The 18325-nt window shown below is 42.2% G+C and carries 22 protein-coding genes; 10 read left to right on the top strand and 12 right to left on the bottom strand.

Annotated elements, in window-relative coordinates; genetic code table 11:
• The first annotated feature begins 25 nt into the window (after nt 1-25).
• From AB6735_RS25780 to AB6735_RS25755, 6 genes are all read left to right on the top strand, one after another.
• Nucleotides 26-649, top strand: coding sequence for a LysE family transporter (locus AB6735_RS25780; protein WP_370999075.1), 624 nt, complete (start codon nt 26-28; stop codon nt 647-649).
• 70 nt (nt 650-719) lie between these two features.
• Nucleotides 720-1280, top strand: coding sequence for an NUDIX domain-containing protein (locus AB6735_RS25775; RefSeq protein ID WP_370999074.1), 561 nt, complete (start codon nt 720-722; stop codon nt 1278-1280).
• A 40-nt stretch (nt 1281-1320) separates the two neighbouring features.
• Nucleotides 1321-2055: a lysophospholipid acyltransferase family protein gene (locus AB6735_RS25770; protein WP_370999073.1), complete on the top strand. Its 735-nt coding sequence runs from the start codon at nt 1321-1323 to the stop codon at nt 2053-2055.
• 310 nt (nt 2056-2365) lie between these two features.
• Nucleotides 2366-2839, top strand: a complete 474-nt coding sequence (locus tag AB6735_RS25765) for a ribonuclease H-like YkuK family protein (protein ID WP_090473820.1) — start codon at nt 2366-2368, stop codon at nt 2837-2839.
• Nucleotides 2840-2899: 60 nt separating this feature from the next.
• Nucleotides 2900-3736: a sulfurtransferase gene (locus AB6735_RS25760; RefSeq protein ID WP_370999072.1), complete on the top strand. Its 837-nt coding sequence runs from the start codon at nt 2900-2902 to the stop codon at nt 3734-3736.
• Nucleotides 3733-4203, top strand: coding sequence for a hypothetical protein (locus AB6735_RS25755; RefSeq protein ID WP_370999071.1), 471 nt, complete (start codon nt 3733-3735; stop codon nt 4201-4203). The genes AB6735_RS25760 and AB6735_RS25755 overlap by 4 nt, the downstream gene beginning before the upstream one ends.
• A gap of 397 nt (nt 4204-4600) precedes the next feature.
• On the opposite strand, the gene AB6735_RS25750 is transcribed toward AB6735_RS25755, so the two are convergent.
• The 7 genes from AB6735_RS25750 to AB6735_RS25720 form a co-directional block, all read right to left on the bottom strand.
• Entirely contained in the window at nt 4601-5908 is a 1308-nt protein-coding gene (locus tag AB6735_RS25750) for an acetylxylan esterase (protein WP_370999070.1), read from the bottom strand.
• Between the two features lie 30 nt (nt 5909-5938).
• The gene (locus tag AB6735_RS25745; protein ID WP_370999069.1) at nt 5939-6790 is read right to left on the bottom strand and encodes a hypothetical protein; all 852 of its coding nucleotides are present in this window, start codon (nt 6788-6790) and stop codon (nt 5939-5941) included.
• 180 nt (nt 6791-6970) lie between these two features.
• A complete protein-coding gene (locus tag AB6735_RS25740; protein WP_370999068.1) occupies nt 6971-8314 on the bottom strand; it encodes an acetylxylan esterase in 1344 nt (447 codons plus the stop codon).
• An 8-nt stretch (nt 8315-8322) separates the two neighbouring features.
• Nucleotides 8323-9153 (bottom strand): hypothetical protein, encoded by an 831-nt coding sequence (locus tag AB6735_RS25735; protein WP_370999067.1) that lies wholly within the window; start codon nt 9151-9153, stop codon nt 8323-8325.
• A 19-nt stretch (nt 9154-9172) separates the two neighbouring features.
• On the bottom strand, nt 9173-10396 hold the full coding sequence (locus AB6735_RS25730; RefSeq protein WP_370999066.1) for an acyltransferase family protein: 1224 nt from the start codon (nt 10394-10396) through the stop codon (nt 9173-9175).
• Between the two features lie 178 nt (nt 10397-10574).
• The gene (locus AB6735_RS25725) at nt 10575-11525 is read right to left on the bottom strand and encodes a TIGR01212 family radical SAM protein (RefSeq protein ID WP_370999065.1); all 951 of its coding nucleotides are present in this window, start codon (nt 11523-11525) and stop codon (nt 10575-10577) included.
• 255 nt (nt 11526-11780) lie between these two features.
• Entirely contained in the window at nt 11781-11948 is a 168-nt protein-coding gene (locus AB6735_RS25720) for a hypothetical protein (protein WP_370999064.1), read from the bottom strand.
• 48 nt (nt 11949-11996) lie between these two features.
• Here AB6735_RS25720 and AB6735_RS25715 point away from each other — a divergent pair, with 48 nt between their 5' ends.
• From AB6735_RS25715 to AB6735_RS25705, 3 genes are all read left to right on the top strand, one after another.
• Nucleotides 11997-12398 carry a DoxX family protein gene (locus AB6735_RS25715; protein ID WP_370999063.1) on the top strand — a complete coding sequence of 134 codons (402 nt, stop codon included), beginning with the start codon at nt 11997-11999 and terminating at the stop codon, nt 12396-12398.
• A 318-nt stretch (nt 12399-12716) separates the two neighbouring features.
• Nucleotides 12717-12992 (top strand): ArsR/SmtB family transcription factor, encoded by a 276-nt coding sequence (locus AB6735_RS25710; protein WP_370999062.1) that lies wholly within the window; start codon nt 12717-12719, stop codon nt 12990-12992.
• 75 nt (nt 12993-13067) lie between these two features.
• Nucleotides 13068-14276 carry an MFS transporter gene (locus AB6735_RS25705; protein ID WP_370999061.1) on the top strand — a complete coding sequence of 403 codons (1209 nt, stop codon included), beginning with the start codon at nt 13068-13070 and terminating at the stop codon, nt 14274-14276.
• Nucleotides 14277-14339: 63 nt separating this feature from the next.
• Here the strand turns inward: AB6735_RS25705 and AB6735_RS25700 are convergent, their stop codons facing one another.
• The 3 genes from AB6735_RS25700 to AB6735_RS25690 form a co-directional block, all read right to left on the bottom strand.
• On the bottom strand, nt 14340-14918 hold the full coding sequence (locus AB6735_RS25700; protein WP_370999060.1) for a YdeI family protein: 579 nt from the start codon (nt 14916-14918) through the stop codon (nt 14340-14342).
• 6 nt (nt 14919-14924) lie between these two features.
• Entirely contained in the window at nt 14925-15359 is a 435-nt protein-coding gene (locus AB6735_RS25695) for a VOC family protein (RefSeq protein ID WP_370999059.1), read from the bottom strand.
• 135 nt (nt 15360-15494) lie between these two features.
• A complete protein-coding gene (locus tag AB6735_RS25690; RefSeq protein WP_370999058.1) occupies nt 15495-15695 on the bottom strand; it encodes a hypothetical protein in 201 nt (66 codons plus the stop codon).
• A gap of 135 nt (nt 15696-15830) precedes the next feature.
• On the opposite strand from AB6735_RS25690, the gene AB6735_RS25685 reads away from it, so the two are divergent.
• Nucleotides 15831-16130, top strand: coding sequence for a hypothetical protein (locus AB6735_RS25685; protein ID WP_370999057.1), 300 nt, complete (start codon nt 15831-15833; stop codon nt 16128-16130).
• A 143-nt stretch (nt 16131-16273) separates the two neighbouring features.
• On the opposite strand, the gene AB6735_RS25680 is transcribed toward AB6735_RS25685, so the two are convergent.
• Nucleotides 16274-17200: an alpha/beta hydrolase gene (locus AB6735_RS25680; RefSeq protein ID WP_370999056.1), complete on the bottom strand. Its 927-nt coding sequence runs from the start codon at nt 17198-17200 to the stop codon at nt 16274-16276.
• A 92-nt stretch (nt 17201-17292) separates the two neighbouring features.
• Nucleotides 17293-18204, bottom strand: a complete 912-nt coding sequence (locus AB6735_RS25675) for a helix-turn-helix transcriptional regulator (RefSeq protein ID WP_370999055.1) — start codon at nt 18202-18204, stop codon at nt 17293-17295.
• Nucleotides 18205-18325 lie beyond the last annotated feature (121 nt).

The raw sequence follows: 18325 nt of genomic DNA, 5'->3' as shown, positions 1-18325 counted from the left end.
ACATTTAGAACTTATCTTTGCACTAATGATATTCCTAACCTTTTTTATTGGGGTTATTGCCAATTTTATTGGTTATATCCCTCCCGGAAATATAAACCTTACGCTCATACAGATCACCATTAACCGGGGGATGAAAGAGGCCGTGCGTTTTATTACCGCTTTTTCCTGTGTTGAGTTTTTCTTCACCTATTTTATTATGCATGCAGCCCGCTGGCTATCGGGCGAATTAAGGTTAGCTGTCATTATCGACTGGGTAATGGTCATCCTATTCGGCGTTTTGGGGACTATTACGTGGATAAATCGCAATAAACCACCCGAAACCAATTACTCCGAACATGCCAGTATCAAATATGGCATATTGCTTGGTTTTTTAAACCCCATGCAGGTGCCTTTCTGGATGGTGACCGGCACCTATCTTATTACTCACGAGTGGATATTGGATGGCCGCGTGGCACTCATTATTTTCAGCATCGGCTCTGCCGCCGGGGCATTTCTTTGCCTTTTCCTGTATGCCCGGTTCGCCAAATTCATGCAGCAAAAATTTGCACTAAGCACGCGTTTTATCAATACAGGTATTGCCATTCTGTTTTTCGCTTTTGCGGGGTACCATATTGTGAAACAGATCTATCTCTCGTTTTTTAAACACTGATACGTTTGCGGTAGACTGACATGGCCAATTAACGCTTTGCTTTCTTAGTTCTTATTACTACTTTAACGCTATGTTCCATCCCGAAGAAAATCCCTGGAAAATAACATCATCCAAAAACGTTTATGATAACCCTTGGATAAACGTTACCGAACACCAGGTCATCAACCCTTCGGGCAATCCGGGTATATATGGCCAGGTACATTTTAAAAACACAGCTATTGGTATAATACCACTTGATGATGAGCTAAACACCTACCTTGTAGGACAATCCCGCTTTCCCTTGAACCAATATAGCTGGGAAATACCCGAAGGCGGCGGCCCGGAGGGTACAGATCCGCTCGAGTCGGCTAAGCGTGAACTATTGGAAGAAACAGGTTTGAAAGCCAGCCAGTGGACCGAAATTCAACGTATGCACCTGAGCAATTCTGTAAGCGATGAACTGAGTATTATTTATCTGGCCCGGGGTCTTAGCCAGTTTGAGGCTGAGCCTGAAGATACCGAACAGTTGATCGTCCATAAAGTTCCCTTTGCCGATGTATACCGGATGGTATGCGATGGCCAAATCACCGATTCTGTAACCGTAGCCGCGGTGCTAAAAGTGCAGTTACTTTTGTTAGAAAATCGCTTATAAAACGGCTCATTTACACAAAAAGAATTAAATTTGCTGGTCGATGAAAAAGTTTTTAGGCTATATTTTGTCTCCCTTTGCTATTGTAGCATTTTTTTTGGCACTCCTTATCTTTCATCCCATACAGTGGGTGAGCTTCCGTCTGTTTGGATACGCGGCACACAAACGATCGGTCGACGCTTTAAACCTATGCTTGCTAAGTACAGCCTACTTACTGGGCAACACGGTTACTTTTATCAATAAGCAAAACCTGCCAGCTGGTCGCCCTATTATATTTTTGGCTAATCATCAAAGCTTGTTTGACATACCACCATTGATATGGTATCTGCGTAAATATCATGCAAAATTTATTTCGAAAATTGAATTGACCAAGGGTATTCCTTCCATTTCCTACAACCTGAAACATGGAGGCGGTGCCAATATCGATCGTAAAGATTCCCGTCAATCCATTGCTGAAATTGTTAAACTGGCCCTGCGTATGAAAGAGAATAAATGGTCGGCAGTGATATTTCCCGAAGGCACACGCTCTAAAGATGGCGAAGTAAAAGGCTTCCAGGTGGGTGGTATAGCAACTATATTAAAAAAATGTCCAGAGGCGCTGCTGGTACCCATCGCTATCAAAGACTCCTGGAAACTGATCCGTTATGGTTATTATCCGCTTAATACTTTTACACCCATGACCTGGGAAGTGCTTGCTCCTATTGAACCAGGTAATGCCCCTATGGAAGACCTGGTGCTGGAAGCTGAAAACCGCATTAAAGAAGCTTTAGGCAATTAATTATTGAATTACTGATTTAGTGAATTAGTGATTTTTTGACGGATATTGTCTGAACCACGGTTAACCGGATTAAAGGATTCTCAGGGTTTTAGAAAAATTCAATAAATCAGTAATTCAATAATTGTCTTCGTGGTAATCCCTTAATCCGCGTAATCGTGTTAAGACAATCTTCTTAAAATCCCCAACGTGTTAATAATCAGTTAAATGTTAACAAATAAATGACGTGGTGTTTACGTTAATATGAAACCTTATCGCTTATTTTTATAGACCCATAAAAAAGGTCGGCAAAAATTTACCTAATACAAATTTTATGACCTGGAGAAAATTCAGCGGCGAGGTTATCCAATCGTCCATTTTAGAAGAGGTTGAAAGAGCGATTGAAAGGGAGGCTGCCCTCGGCAACAAACTCAAAGTATGTATCGGCACCGACTCACAGGTGAAAGGGGCTGTAACCGATTTTGCAACCGTTATTGTTTTTTTACGGGAGCAACGTGGCGGTTTTATGTTCATTCATCAGGAACGTACCTCGCAAAAAATGAGCATCAAGGAAAGGATGCTGAGCGAAGTGCAAAAGTCGATCGACATTGCTTACAAGCTTTGCGACCTGCTCGATCTGTATGACGTTGACCTGGAGGTACATGCCGATATCAACACCAACCCGATGTTTAAATCGAACCAGGCCCTGCATGAGGCTATGGGTTATATTTTAAGCATGGGCTTTGTGTTTAAGGCCAAACCCGAAGCTTTTGCCAGCTCGTACTGCGCCAATAAAATAGTGCAGTAAAAAGCGCAAAAGTAGCCGAGACGTATTTATATTTGATTTTTATACAAATCGAACATACCTATGTCGCCACTAATAGAAATCAACGATCCGGCTTTGTCCGGCGCGAATACCATTCTTATCGACGCCCGTGCCGGGCAGGATGCACATCAACGCTACCTTGCCGGCCATCTGAAAAACGCGGCTTTTGTTGACCTTGATAAAGATCTTGCTGCTAAAGTTACCGATGCATCCCAGGGCGGAAGGCATCCGCTACCTGATATTCATGATTTTGCAGCTTTGCTTGGTAAACTGGGGATAACTCCACAAAGCCATGTGGTAGTTTATGACGACAAGGGCGGAGCTTTTGGCGGTGCCCGTTTCTGGTGGATGCTTAATGCTGCTGGTCATATCCATGTACAAGTACTGAACGGTGGCCTGAACGCCGCGATTAAAGCCGGCATTGAATTAAGCACCGAAGAATATACACCAACACCAGTATCCCCCTACCCTGTAAGCGATGGGTTTAAAGGTACGGTTGACATTGAAGAAACCGGGAGCGCCGCACAAGATGAAAGTCGTATTGTAATAGATGTTCGCGAAACGCCGCGTTACCTGGGCCAAACCGAACCGATAGACCTGATAGCCGGGCACATCCCAGGCGCGCTTAATCTGCCTTATATTTATAACCTGGATGCCGATGGCAAATATCTTCCGGCAGAAACCCTGCGACAGCTTTATAATGATGCTATTGAAAAGGTAGACAACAGCCAGGTAATTGTACATTGCGGCTCGGGTGTTACAGCTTGCCATACCCTGCTCGGGATGGCCTATGCAGGCATCATAGGACCAAAACTATATGTGGGTTCCTGGAGCGAATGGTCGCGCAGGGATTTACCTATTGGCACCACTCACCGATGAAATCATACATATTAAAAACAGAACAGGCCATTCCCATTAGTTTGGATGCTGCCTGGGATTTTTTCTCGTCGCCATTAAACCTGGCCAGGATCACGCCTCCTGATATGGGCTTTGTGGTAACATCCGATTATGCCGCCGATACCAAAATATATCCAGGCATGATCATTACGTATAAAATAGCGCCGCTGCTGGGTATCAGTATGAATTGGATGACAGAAATAACCCATGTAGCCGACAAACAATATTTCACTGACGAACAACGCTTTGGCCCTTATGCCCTATGGCACCACCAGCATCATTTTAAAGAGATCGATGGCGGTGTATTGATGAATGATATTTTACATTATGCGATCCCTTACGGTATTTTAGGCAGGCTGAGCAATACTCTTTTCGTAGCCAATAAAGTAAAGGAGATCTTCGCTTTTAGAGAAAAGGCTATTGAAGAGATATTTGGGAAGATGTCTTAATTATTGAATTAGTGATTTATTGAATTAGTGAGTTCCTCGCTCCCGCGAGATTAGCGCAGCGTATCTCGTGGGAGGCATGGTTTCAGCTTCCAGCTTACGTCAGCTGAAAGCTGAAACCATGTATACCATGAGATGAAAGCTCGCGACAGCAGATAGCATAGAGATTTTTGTCCCCTCCGGGTCTCTCGCAGAGGACCCTGAGGTTTGGACATGTCTTAGTATACAAGTTTTAGAATAATCCTGTCATGTGTTTACAGGCTTGTAAGCAGCCTTAGTGTCCCTTTCAGGAAACCCCGAGGGAGCGGAAGGGCTATTAGAATCAAGGGCAAAAATCAAGAGAACAACAAGCCCGTCATTGCGAGGTACGAAGCAATGACGCGTGGAAAAGGTATGTCCTTTAGAATAATCCAAAAACATCCCGCATCTTATGCCCATCCTCATCCAAGAATGACTTAGGAACCTCGTGCCCCAAATCTTTATATATGCGGATGGTGGCGTATTTAGACGGGATGTTATTATAAAAAACAAATGAGTTTGCCGGTGGTGCCAGATGGTCAAGCAAACCTACACCCACCATTATAGACGATCTGATGTTTGGCGCAAAATTCTTGATATCATAATAATCCAGGTTATCCATCACCTTGCTATAGCTTAGAGTAGGCCTATTGGCAACATATTCTTTAATATCATTGATAGGCCATTCTGCTACACCGGCCAGATTGCGGATGTCACCCAAAATAGGGTTCTGGGCCGATACCAGTTTGATGCGGTTATCTAAACCTGCCAATGCCACCGCAAGGAAGCCCCCCATACTGCCACCCGATATTTCGATCCGGGTAGAGTCCAGATCTGGTCGCGAACAGATAAAATCAATGGTACGTATACAATCCATAATGGCGCCACGCAGCACATATTTATTCTTATCTTCGATATTGAGGGTAATGTAATCCGGTCGTTTAGGATGTATCACATCACGGCTGTTACCCTGCCCACGCACATTAATGGTAATGATGGCCAGGTCCTCATCCTCACCCAGCATGGGCTTCAGATCAACCTGGTAGCCGGGCAAACCTACAAACACCGGAAACCGGCGGTTCTTGCTACTGCCTTTAGGTATAGTTAACCAACCACGTACCGTAATGTCATCCAATGATTTCATCTCGAAAAGGAAAACCCGACGGTTATCTTTTTCCAGCTCAGGTTTCTCGGTTACTTTATAGTTGGGTTTAACAATTGCCAGCTGCGACTTCGCCGTTTGCCAAAAGCTATCAAAATCAGCGGGGCGAGGATGGCTTGACCTGATCTCTTTTGGGCGTATACCAAAAACACGTTTGGTGGTATCGTCATAATCAGATACATTGATCATGAAATTGATCTTATAAAAACCCGGTTTCATGGCGGGTATGGTAAAGTTATAACTGTTGCTGCTGTTTTTGGAGATCTTAACGCCGATAGAATCTTTTACTAAGAGCTTGCCTGCCGGTGTAGTGACCACATAGGCCACACGACCTGTCTGATCGGTATGATAAGTGTTCTTTACCTCGAAAGTATAACTGGCGTTTGAATTAAAGATACCATCATCGCTATGTGCTATCAGGGTGGTTACCACCTCTTCATCGGCTTTTGATACAGGCTTGCCGTTGCCCGTAATTGCAATACAGACACCAACAAGCAGGATAAATGTATATTTAATTTTTTTTACCATTTTATCTATTTAGGACTTAAGACTTGATAGCTACTTAGTATCAATATGATAATTTAACGATGCGGAAACGCTGCTGCCAACGCTGGTATTTCTGCCGCTTACAAAAGTTCCGCCACTTACAAACAAGGCTACTTTTTTACTGAATGAATGCCCATAACTTACCGATACCTGGTTAAAGGCAAAGTTTTTATTAGTAACTGGATTGGGCGAAAACGCTTTGTTATTACTGCTTGCATAAAACCCACCAAAGCTTACCGATATCTGCTCTCTGAATTTTTTATCCAGTGTTAAGCCATAAGTAGCATTATATCTATCCTGAAAAACCGACTCGTAACCAAAGTATTCGCGTACACCGTTCTCCAGTATAAAATAGCTGTTTTTGCCAAACAGGTGTCCGCTGCCCGCAAAAGCCAGTCTTAATTCACCGCCTTTTTGGTTATAACCCAGGTTAAGATTGGTATACATAGGTATAATAGCCGTAGCCTGCAGACTGAAATAGTATTTGTAGTTGATATTAGCCAGGTAATACCGTATGCCTAACTCAGCATCGCCAAAGCCGTAATTTTTATAAGTGGCAGTGTTATCCTTAAAGGTATTAGCAGCATAAGGGATTAAAGCCGATAAGGTAAAACGCCTGCTAAGGCCATACTCGGTGTATAATGATGTGCTTAACGACGAGAATTTGCCATTATCTGCAAAAGGACCTTTATTTCTATGCGCATCCCACTGTTTATCAGCAAAAAAGTAACTGACCGATGGAGATAAAGTAAGCCGTCCCGGCCTAACCGGGAAACCGCCGCCCGCATAGCTTTTATATTGCACTATGATAAGCAGCACAACGGCCATTGGTAAACATTTATAAAAAGTATTTTTAAAGATCATATTTACAAGGTATTGATTACTCTTTGCGGGCATGAAGCAACTCCCACCTCATATAGTCACATCGTTTCCATCTTCAGGAGATTGCCTCGTTCCGCAAATACCGTTTCGCTATCTTTTATTGCTTAAAATAACTCCCACAAATCCTCACACAGCATACGGTAGTCTAATACCGTGCCGTAATCAGGGTATGCGGAATTTTTCACGAACCCAAAGGTTTTGGAACATGAAATAGTTAAAATCTACCTCATGTGTGGAATTTGGTACACACACAAATTCCTTATTGGTACTGCCCAGATGGTTAAACAAAGCCATACTGCAACGCGGCGGACAAAACTGATCCAGCAGACCAATGCCCATCAATACCGGGCATTTTACCATCGGTGCAAAATTTTGCGGATCATAATAATCAAACGTGGTATAAAACTGCTCCCAGCTAAATTCAGGGTGCCGGTTTTTATATTGCCTGAACATTTTAAACGGGACCACCTGCTCTTTATATGATGCCGATATACTGTAATTATCGCGGATATCTGCATACAATGGTACCTGCATAGTGAGTACTTTAACCCTTTTATCCAGGCCGGCGGTAACTACGGCCAGCGCTCCACCCTGGCTGCCACCTTCTACAAATATTTTGGAGGTATCAATACCGAGATTGGCGTGTGAGTACAAAAAATCGAGCCCGCGAAGGCAGTCCATGTAAACGCCGCGGTAAATGTATTTGTCTTTGTCCTGTATGTTGGTTGTGCTATAATTATCGGTATTGATGTGTACTACATCCTTACTGTTACCATTACCACGAACGTTAATATCAAACGCTATATAATCGTCGTTATCCATATTGGGTTTAAGCTCCACCACATAGCCTGGCACGCGGTAATGCACCGGAAATTTGCTGCCATCGGTAGGGATCACGAGCCAACCACGGATCAGCAGGTTTTCGTATGATTTCATTTCCACCGAGTAAACCTTTTTGTATTTGGTTGACAGATCGGGACGAAATATCACTTTATACTGCGGCGCTACTTTTGACAATTGCCGGCGGGTTTCCTGCCAGAACTGATCAAAATCATCAGGTTTATGCAGCTCGGAGGTAATAGCCTCTGGGTTCACCCCAAAAACTTTACGTACGGTATCATCATACGCTGATAAGTTAAACATGAAATTGATGTGGTAAAAACCTGGCCCTTTCGGTGCTACTTTTACACTCAGGCTTTTAGAACTTCCTGCTCCAATAGAAAAATCGGCGGTGTTCTCAAAGATCTTTTTACCATCATCAGAAGTGATAATGTAAGAGAATTTGCCCTCCTGTTTTTCATTGTAAGTATTTTTCACACTTAGTTTGTAGCTGATCTCCTCACCCGTTTTAAACAAACCGTTTTTGTTAGCCGGCTTAGCATCCAGTATTACTTCGCCTTCATTGCTCTTTTGTTGTGGGCACAAGGCACGAGCTTTAGCTACCAGGACGATCGCGGTCAGCAGCATAAACAAGGTCCATTTTAAATATGTGTTGATGTTACGCATCGCTAATATTATATTTTTATAATTGCCAAAACAGAACCACCATAACCTACTCCTGTATTTTTACCAAAAGGTGTATAATACCCCCCTATAAACGTCGAGAACCTGCGGGTAAACTGATGTCCATAGTTTAATGATGGTTTAAAAAACGCGTAATCCCGGGCATTGTTAATATTGGGATTAAAAGCCTTGTTGGAGCTGAATGACCGGAAAAACAACAGTTCCAAACTCAATTGATCATGATGGCTAATGGGATAACCAACCGTTCCACTTAAGCTTAGTTGATCCGGTCCTTGTACATCAAAATATCTCCGATAAGCCAGTTCGGTATTGAAATAACCTTTGCTGGCAATGGATTTGGGCAGATTGCCACAATACATCAGTTTTAACTCAGCACCATAATTACCTAAGCCCAATTCCACGTTACGGTTATAGAGCGGGGCTATGCCTGAAACTTGCACCGATAGATAACGTACATAATTAAAATTAACCAGGTTATAGCTCAGCCCTATGTACAGATCACCCAAACCCTGATTGGTTACTTTATCACCATTAGCAAATTTGTTTTGCGTATACACATAAGGCACGCTGGCAATAAGATCCAACCGGCGTGAAATACCATAACCCACATAAAGGTTGGCTGAGTAAGAAGTGAACCCTGCTCCCGGGTCGCCTTTAACACGGTGCCCATTACGGTCAAACCTGTCAGTTTGATGATACAGAAACATCGAGGGGATCACAATATCTCGGTATTTGCCTATGGGCCAGCTGGCAAATGATCTATAGGGGTTTGCTCCTATAAAAACCAGCATACATAAGCAGGATAGTATCAGTTTTTTCATCTTTGGTTCAGGTAGTTATTTAAACAATTGACTTGGTATGACTTGGTTTATACTTGACCAAAAAATTCGACCGGCGGATATAGTGATTTAATGGCTCCTCTATCAGTTTAAACAAGGTTACAGATAGTATATTTAATAAGATAAAAGCATACAACAGGTTCAAACTGTCATATTGAAAAGGCGAATGCCAGGTTACCCCCCACTTGTCATACAGCTCAAAAACCTTATCGTTTAACTGGTCAAACCAGGTATGCATCAGGTTATATATCCAGCCCAGGTGTATCAGGTAAAATATATAGGAGCTTTTACCCAGCAGTTCAATAAAAGGTAGCGCCAGGAATTTTTTGAACAAGGTTGTTTCGGTCAATATGCCGTAAAAGAATAGGGCTACGGCTATGCATAAAAAGTAATTATTAACAATAATACCGATAGGACTTTCAACACCAGCGGCCCAGCCTTTTGGGATAGGTTGCAGCGCCATTACAAAAACGCAAGCAAATATGAGCAGGAAACCGGTATAGGTATAGTTTATTTTATTGGTACGGGTAAAACCCTTGTTGAGTACATAACGTGCCAGTTGTATTCCCACAAAAAATTCAAAGCAACGCCCCAGGAAAGTGAACAGCATGACAAAGGTAAAATTGCCGAAGAAGCCATGCCAGTTGATATGACTGGATATAAAGTATAATAAAATACCAGTTAAGGTAAGCACAACCGGCTGTATATAAAATTGACCAAAACGCTTGGCGATCAAAAATATAACCGGTGCCGAAAAGTAAAAACATTCCTCTACCGTTAACGACCAGCCCTGCGCTATACCTGTATCCCAAAACTGATAGAAGAACCCACGGATAAAAGTAACGTTCATGAGCATGAGGGCAATAGGATGCTCATATCCTTTGGTAATGGTTTCGTCCTTAGTTATAAAGTAGTAAACAAAGGCCGCCACGGTAAGTAAAAAATACATGGGATAAATGCGGGCAACCCGATTTTTGAGGTATTGCATAAACCAGGGTTTACTTAAACCATCAAAGTTTTGGTAATATCTGAATGTGATCAGAAAGCCTGAAAGCACAAAGAAAATGCTTACACCAATGTGGAACTCACCCAGAAAGCGTTGCACAATGTGAGGAAAACTTTCATCAAAAACATAGGCAAAATGCGATATGAAAACCAGGTAAGCGGCCATTGCACGTACACCGGTTAAAGCAGGAATATAGTTGGATTGCGCTCGTTGTGACAAATCAGGTATAAATTTAACTAATAAACCATTATTTTATAACTAAAGGTTTACAAATCTGATACCAATTGTCTGAACTCGAATTTATGGAATTAATGAATTTATAGAATTTTACAACTCACAGTTATCTTAAAATTCTAACTTATTAATTCCAGAATTCTTTCATTCGAAAAATTCCGGTTCAGACAGCTGAGCCCTGCACTACGCCACGGCTCAGGATCCTTTGGTCAATATAATATTGGATCTCTGATTTTTTGAGGCCCCAGTTGGGTGCTATCAGTAGTTCACGATCACTCAGACCAAAAAGGCGCTGTATCACAATATCGGGACGTACACGGGGTAGCAGTTCGCACAGGAAATCGGCATATTCATCAATACTGAAAACCTTAAATGGTTCGCGTTTATATTTTACGCCCATTACCGAACCCTCTACAATGTGCAGGTGATGGAATTTTACAAATTTAATCTGTGGGAAGCGATTGATCTCATCGGCATATTTCAGCATCATATCATGCGTTTCCCAGGGGAAACCGAATATGGTATGCACACAAATATCCAGCTTGCTGTTCTCCACCAGTTTCAGAGCTTTTACCAGTTCCTCGTGGCTACAACCACGATTGATCTGCGACAGGGTATCATTATAGATGGATTCCATACCCATTTCCAGATCCACGTCAAAACGGTCGGTATAACTCTCCAATAGAGCTACTTTTTCCATGTCGATACAATCCGGACGGGTTCCCACACTCAGACCTACGATATCTTCGGTACCATAGCTCAAGGCCTCGTCATACATCATTTTTAAATAATGCGCCGGGGCGTAAGTATTGGTATTGGGTTGAAAGTAAATAATGAATTTATCCGCCCTGTTGCCTTTACGGGCACGCTCCATACCTTCTATCACCTGCTGGCGCACGGTAGGCGCGTTGCGGCTTACAGATGGGGTAAAGGAATCAACATTACAATAGGTACATCCGCCATAGCCTTTGGAACCATCACGGTTAGGGCAGGTAAAACCACCGTCGACAATTACCTTGAACACCCGCTGCCCTTTGTATTTATCGCGCAACCACGGACCATAATTATTATAGCCCTTTTCCCATACCCCTGTTGTTGACTCTGTTACCTGCATTTGCCGCAAAGATAATCATTTTTCTATGGGTATGAGAAGTGCCAACTTGGATCAGTATAGCTTAACGTATTTTGTTTAACTATGCTAAGCTGTTATATTAGTATTTTTTAAAACTGTGACAAAGCGAGGATTGCCTGCCTTTTTTGAAATTATAGGATTGTTGACCATATACCTGTACAACTTACCACGGTATTGTTATTGGTTAATAAGATCGGCATATCACAAAAGAAAGCTACCCAGTTACCGACACATATTCTATATACCCAAAGCTGCTGATGGGTGGGTTAAACTCATTGGGTTTATTACCATAGTAGTAACTATAGCTATTATCTGGCTGTTAAACAGGCAATAAGTTAAAGCGAGGCTATGCCTGATCACATCCATTTGTCGTAATTCCCCCCTGTAATTGTCATTTATGCGCATCACACGCGGTTTAAATCCAACCTACCTTTACTAAAAAAACAATAACTCATGGAAACTACACAATCACAACCTGCAACTACAAACAGTAAAGCATCATTTATTACGGGTACTGTTATCAGTGTACTTTGTATATTATTCCTGTTATTTGACGCGATAGGCAAAATAGTACTCGAAAAACACGCAGTTAGCGCCTCCGCTAAATTAGGCTGGGTCGAAACCACCTTACCGGGAATGGGAATTACTTTATTGGTCTCTACCATACTGTACATCATTCCAAAAACCAAAATATTGGGAGCAGTTCTGCTTACCGCTTATCTTGGTGGAGCTACCGCTACCATGGTGCGTGTTGGGCAACCATTTTACTTCTCAGTAGTATTTGGCATACTGGTTTGGCTGGGTGCTTACCTCACCAATAGTAAACTACGCAACCTGCTGCCGCTGGTTAAATAAGCGGATAATTAATTTTACTTACTCATTACCTGGAGATCTGATGCGGCCTGCATCAGATCTCCGGATTTTTATTTCAGTACAAAAATGGGTTTACATGGTCTAAACTCTTCATGGTTAACATTGACTTAAACAATTTAAAATCAAATAATTAATTTATTTTACCATCAAAATGTGGGTTTACAGTGTAAACCATAATTAGCTTGCTGTTACTTAAATGACATAATTAATACATAGAAACATTTCTATGTATTAATATTTTTTATTTACCTTTGTGTCGTACAAAGATCATAGGTTAACGAATATGATCGACCGGAAATAATGGACAATAAAAAAATAGAAAAAATATCCAGGGCATTGAGCGATGCTAACCGGATAGCTATTTTACAACAATTTAAAAAGAAGAAGGATTGCCTGTATTGCGCCGAGGTAAATGATCTGTTGGATCTGACCCAGCCCTCTGTATCCCATCACCTGAAACAACTGGTTGATGCTGAATTATTGTTGCCCCAAAAAGAAGGTCGCAACTTAAAATACGTATTGAATCAACAGGTTCTCGACGAATATATAGCCTGCCTGAGCGAATTGAAAGATTAGCCCCTCTTCCCAAAAAGAAGAGGTTTATTTTGACCCTACATATCGAAACATTTGAATATTTAAATACTAAAATCTATGAAAAAATCTATCTATATCATGGCCCTGGGAGCATTCGGCATCATTACCACCGAATTTGGGGTTATCGGCATACTGCCTATGCTGGTGAAAGAGTTTCATATCTCCATTGATACGGCAGGTTGGTTGTTAAGTGCTTTTGCCTTAACTGTTGCCCTGGCAGGACCGTTCACCAATATGCTTACCGCCAAAATGAACCGCAAAACCATCATGTGCCTGGTGCTGGGGATCTTTGTGATATCCAACCTGCTTTCGGCAATAGCGCCGAATTTTACGGTGCTGATGATTGCCCGTATTTTACCGGCCTTTTTGCACCCGGTGTTCTGGGCGGTATCTATGACGGCCGCTTCCAAACAAGCCGGACCAAAAGACGCGCCAAAAGCCATTGCTATAATCATGGCCGGGCTCAGTGTAGCTACCGTGTTGGGCGTGCCATTAACTACCTATATAGCCGATCTGTTTAGCTGGAGGGCTTCATTTGTTTTATCTGCCTTAATTAACCTGTTAGCCTTTGGCGCGCTGGCCCTATTTGTGCCATCTATGCCGGTTAACGAAGCCGATGCAAGTCCCAAAAGTCAGGTACAGTTACTGGGCCGACTACATATATGGGTAAAACTATTAACCGCCACCGTTATATTGGCCGGTATGTTTGCCACCTATGGTTATCTTGCCGAATACCTTAACAAAGTTTCGCACATGAATGGTGTGCAAATTAGTGTGATGCTGCTGGTATTTGGTGGTACAGGTATCATTGGCAACTGGCTTACAGGTATTGCGCTCAGCAAAAACATTATGGTTACCAGTCGCTTATTTTTATTAGCATTGGTAGTGATGCATGCACTGGCTTACCAGTTTGGCGGATTGTTTATCCCCATGGTGATCATTTTATCGGTATGGGGTTTGGTACATACCGGGGGCTTTTTAGTAGCTAATTTACTGGTTATCGATGGCATACACGGTACCGCGCTTGATTTCATCAACAGCCTGCTGCCATCCTTTTTTAATGCGGGTATTACAGTAGGTACTTTGCTGGGAGGCTTTGTTATCGCGCATTATGGCATCCACCAGGTGATCTGGATGACGATACCGCTGTTATTATTATCCTTTGGACTGAGCTTTATTAAAGAAAACGCGAAACACAAAGTAATTGAAAAAGCACCTGCGGAAATTTCCAAACCAGAGCCTGTTGAATCTCCTGTTTTCGAATAAAATATTAAATATGAAAGATAAAAAGGGTCACACACGTATAGTTTGTGACCCTTTTTATTTTGATCAACTCAATTGCTTTGGCTTTTGGTTTTGAGCTGCAGATTCCACAATTTGATCAAGTCTTAATTTTCTTGTTTCCGGCCGTTTTGCCAATACCAGCCATTGCAGGATCCGCTTTTTATCGGAGCGGCTCAATCCTAAAAAGTAAACTTTAGCGACTGGTTTCTTATTGAATTCCTTTTCCAGATCGGGCGGAATGATCAACTCTTCTACTTCATCCAAAATCGACCAATAGCCATTGTTTTTAGCAGCTTCAATGCTCGCAAAGCCGGGTTTGGCCATCAATCCTTCGTTAATAAACCTTTCCGCTTTCTCTTTATTGATCTTGCTCCATACGCTTTTAGGTTTTCGTTTGGTGAAAGACTGCATGTAACTTTCTTCGTTAAATGACCTGGCCAGACTATCAATCCAACCATAGCAAAGCGCTTCCTCAACCGCCTCGTCATGATTAACACCTCTCCCGCCAGCATTCTTTTTTGAGCATATAACCCATATAGTTTCGCCGCTATCATGATTTTCATGCAGCCAATCCCGCCATTGCTGCCGGCTTTCGGGCGAAATTGTGCTTAATTCCTTTGCCATTTGGGGTTATGCTTTGTTAATAGCACCCAGAATCTCCAGGTAGTGCGGATTGTACATAATGCCCAAAACATTGCCAAACGGATCAATAACCGAGGCGGTAACAAAACCGGCTTCCCCGCGCTTAGTGATCGGTTCGTACTCTTTGGCACCCATAATTATGAGTTTTTTAAACACTGCCTCAATATCATCAACATGCCAAAAGGCAATGGCGCCGCCCGGGCCAACAGTAGCTGCTTTGGGTGCATATTTACGGTCAATAAAACCCAGCTCATGTTCATAATCGCCGATGCGGAACTCGATGTATGCTGGGTTACCTGTGGGTGGGAAAGCAAAATAGGCGTCGATACCCAGGAACTCGGCATACCAACTTTTTGCGGCGGTCAGGTCGTCGGCAAAAAAGCAGGTGGTAGCAAGCCCCCTTAATGTTTGTGTTGCAGTCATTTAGTATGTTTTAAGGTTAATAATAACCAAAGCTAAAAAAGCAAATGACAACGCTATGGCAAGAGCCTGGTTTATTTCCTTTTGCCGGTAAAAAGTTGCTTTACGCATATTCTGCGGATAAGCAATGCCTGCTATTTATGCAGCCTCGCTCATTCTGTATACAGATGAGCTCTCCTCGCCATTATCGCTAATACAAAATTCTACATAACCCCCGACTGGCTGGGGCGCGAAGTAAGCGTCGATGCCCAGCAGCTCCGCATAACATTTCGACGCAGCCATATCATCTGCTACAAAGCAGTTGGTGGCGAGTGTTGTTAATGTATGTTTTGCAGCCATTTTGTTGGTTATTGATTTATTAATAACCAAAGTTAAAACCAGCTACTGACAACCCTATGTCAGCAGAGTTTTACTTTATTTTGTGCAGCGTAAACTTTATATTAGATTACCAATCAATAAGCTGAAAAGACAAAGATGTTAGACTTTTATTTAATAGATGATCATCAGGCGAAGCCCAATTATCCAGAACAAAAAGACCTTCAATTTATTGGAGAGCTGGATGATCAAACATTTAACAGATTAAAAAACAAAAAAATCATAGCGGATCGCTTTGATTATTATTCGGATTTCAGATGGAATACCGCTTTAATCAAACAAATGTGTGAAACTATTCAGCAAAAACAATTACAAACCGACACTGATGTAAAACAGCTGCTCTCATTACTTGGTATCGCCGGAGAAAATCAAAGTGGATTAATTGCTTATGGGGATTGAAATGAAGTTCTGCCTGTGGTCGGTGTTATCACCGCACCACTTGCATATTAAGTCAGCTTCAGTAAAAAACACATCAATTAAATGGTGCGGTGACAACACCGACCATAAGCTAAACGATAGCAAAGGAATTACAACTCTAAAAGTTAACGCGCTATTTCAGCCACTGCCTTCAAAAACCCATTTTCATCCAACCAGTTCCGGCACCAATCAAACCATTTATTTTTGCTTTTGGGGTTCTCTAATCCAAAGCCGTGACCGCCAGCCTGAAAAATGTGCATCTCGGCGGGTACTTTGGCATTTAGCAGTGCATTAAAAAATAACAGGCTGTTTTTTACAGGTACCACATCATCATCTGCCGCGTGTACCAAAAATGTTGGAGGTGTGTTGCCGGTCACGTGCTTATCGTTACTAAAAAAATTCAAGGTAGCTGCGGGTGCCGTTTTGCCTATTAAAGATTCGCGGGTACCGCTGGCTATGCTCAGGTCAAAAACAATAACAGGGTATATCAGCATCATAAAATCGGGGCGCAGACTGATCTGTCCTTTATTTTTAATTACCGGCTTGTCAAAATGAGTCCCGGCGGTGGAGGCCAGGTGCCCGCCTGCCGAAATACCCATCAATCCAATTTTATGCGGATCTATGCCCCATTCTGCGGCTCTTTGTCGTACCGTCATGATAGCCTTTTGTGCATCCTGCAGTGGACCAATGCTTTTATCAACCATAATGGTATCATTAGGTAAACGGTATTTCAATACAAAGGCGGCGACCCCTATTTTGTTAAATTCCCTGGCAACCTCCACACATCCATCAACCGCCAAAACAGAATAGCCGCCGCCCGGACATATGATCACCGCTACACCAGTTGCCCTGTTTTTCTCCGGAAAATAACCAGTGAGGTTGGGGTGCGTCACATTGCTGATCAACCCTGAGCTATCCCTTAGCTCCATAAAGCTTGCAGGCGCTTTTTTGGAATTGGGGATATCTTTCTCATACAAGGCAATCACCTGACCCTGCCCATAAGCATTACCAATAAATAGTACAAAAATGATGAGTAAGATGGCTTTCTTCACTGTTCCTGAATTTGTTTGTTTTTATAAAATGACAATACCGGTTCAATATTATAACTTCATCGGGAGGGGATATGTGCAAAAATGCTCAATTTTTAAGCACACTTTCTAAAGCTCAGCGGCTGAACGCCATGTGCCGATTTAAACGCCCGGCAAAAAGCACTTATATTTTCAAACCCGCATAACCAGGTTATTTCATGTACGGGTTTATCGGTCAGTTTTAATAGCTCGGCGGCACGTTCAAGCCTGAACCGGTTGAGATATTGATGAGGTGTTACCTGAAAAACGGCTTTAAATTGCATCACCAGTTGCGATACGGACAGACAAGCTACACCACTCAACATATCCAGATCGGGATTATCCATATAGGAGGAGTGCAATACATCCCTGGCGATGCATAAACGCTTGTATACCTCTTTTTGAGTACTTACTTTAAGCGCATTCACTTTCTCGGCATGTTTTGCTTCGGATTTATGCGTTTGGATCAGCTGGTGTAATAAAAATACCAGGTGCTCATCCATCAGGCTGTTATTATAGTCGCCAGTATCCAACGTAGTGATCAGGTTCAATAATTGCCCTTGTAACTCCGGTTCGATATAGTTAAGATTCTGAAAAAACTCAAGCGTATTTTTATCCTGATTAAAAGGATCATCCAGCAATATTTCGGTACCATGCAGCGTATCATGAAATACCGACGAAGCAAATTCCTTTTTAAAAAAGATCGACAGGCACCTTACTTTTTCACCAGTATCCATGTGGCATGAATAGTTTTGATCGTCATTCAGTATTAGGAACTGCCCCGGCCTTACCGCTATATTCCGGTTATTGATACCATACCATTCTTCGCCACTGAGTACAGTTTTAAAAGACAGGCAGCCCACATGATTGTCGCAATGGCTGTAACTACTCAGTGCATTGAAAACGATATTATGTTTTTTGAACCTGCTGAAATGCAATTGCTCATCAAAGCCGGGCTTAGCATGATCTGGCAAACTGGTAAAATACATATATGCAAGATAGTAATTATGCTTAAGATAATAAGTAATGAACGGATTTACAGCCTTATTTTATTATGCATGCATAATATCCACCTCAAAACAATTACTAAATTTGTGCTGACCAATTATT

The sequence above is a fragment of the Mucilaginibacter sp. RCC_168 genome (assembly GCF_041355315.1).
Taxonomy (GTDB): Bacteria; Bacteroidota; Bacteroidia; order Sphingobacteriales; family Sphingobacteriaceae; genus Mucilaginibacter.
The sequence above is the reverse complement of the archived record's forward strand: the minus strand, read 5'-3'. Positions and strand labels throughout refer to the sequence as shown.